General features: G+C 67.9%; 1 protein-coding gene. It reads right to left on the bottom strand.

The genetic code is table 11. The annotated features are described in order from the left end of the window. Nucleotides 1-80: 80 nt before the first annotated feature. Nucleotides 81-1419: UDP-glucose dehydrogenase family protein (locus ACYVOK_RS36170; protein ID WP_460667134.1), on the bottom strand; the 1339-nt coding region annotated here is incomplete at its 5' end.

Below are 1419 nucleotides of genomic sequence, written 5' to 3'. Positions count from 1 at the left end.
TCATTGCACCACGCTACCAACGAGGTCTGTATGGACTGGAGTCCCGCTTTAATCATCGACGGCACCGAGATACGCGCCAATCATCTCCCGACGCTCACGTATGTGAAACCGTGGCGGCGCATCTCCTCCGGGCGGTAGACGTTGCGCAGGTCGACCACCACCGGAGCCGCCAGAGTGGCTTTCAGGCGGGCGAGGTCCAGCGCCCGGAACGTGTCCCACTCGGTCACCAGCACCAGGGCATCGGCCCCGCGGGCGCAGTCATAGGGGTCCCGGGCATACTGCACGTCGGTCAGCACGGACCGGGCCGCCGCCATGCCCTCCGGATCGTAGGCCTTCACCCGGGCGCCCGCATCCTGGAGCGCCGTGATCACGTCGATGGAGGGCGCGTCGCGCATGTCGTCGGTGTTGGGCTTGAAGGTCAGGCCGAGCACCGCCACCGTCTTAGCCCGCACCGAGCCGCCGCAGGCGGCGATCACCTTGCGGCCCATGGCGCGCTTGCGCTGGCTGTTGACCGCCGCCACCGTCTCGACGATGCGCATCGGCGCCTCGTGGTCCTGCGCGGTCTTGATCAGGGCCAGGGTGTCCTTGGGGAAGCAGGAGCCGCCATAGCCGGGGCCGGCATGCAGGAACTTCGCCCCGATGCGGTTGTCGAGGCCGATGCCGCGCGCCACGTCCTGCACGTCGGCCCCCACCTGCTCGCACAGGTCGGCGATCTCGTTGATGAAGGTGATCTTGGTGGCCAGGAACGCGTTGGCCGCATACTTGGTCAGTTCCGCCGTGCGCCGGGACATGGCCAGCAGGGGAGACTGGTTGAGGTAGAGCGGGCGGTAGAGCTCGGTCATCACGCCCTTGGCCCGCTCGTCCTCGGTGCCGATGACGATGCGGTCGGGCCGCTTGAAGTCGGCGATCGCCGCGCCCTCGCGCAGGAATTCGGGGTTGGACACCACGGCGAAGGCCGCCTCGGGCCGGGTCTCGCGGATGATCCGCTCGACCTCGTCGCCGGTGCCCACCGGCACGGTCGACTTGGTCACCACCACGGTGTAGCCGTCCATGGCGGCGGCGATGTCGCGGGCCGCCTGGTAGACATAGGACAGGTCGGCATGGCCGTCGCCGCGCCGGGACGGGGTGCCCACGGCGATGAAGACCGCCTCCGCCGCCTTGACCGCCTGGGCCAGGTCGGTCGTGAAGGTCAGGCGATCCTCGCGCACGTTCTTGGCCACGAGATCGGCCAGGCCCGGCTCGAAGATCGGGATGTCGCCCTGGTTGAGAGCCTCGATCTTGGCCGGATCCTTGTCGACGCAGCACACGTCGTGGCCGAAATCCGCAAAGCAGGCGCCCGACACCAGGCCGACATAGCCCGCTCCGATCATCGCAACACGCATCAAGTGCTCCCAGTTTGTTCGAACCTTGGGTTTAGAG

It is taken from the genome of Kribbella swartbergensis (assembly GCF_054784135.1).
Note: the sequence above shows the minus strand (reverse complement) of the source record. Positions and strands in the feature narration are given on the sequence as shown.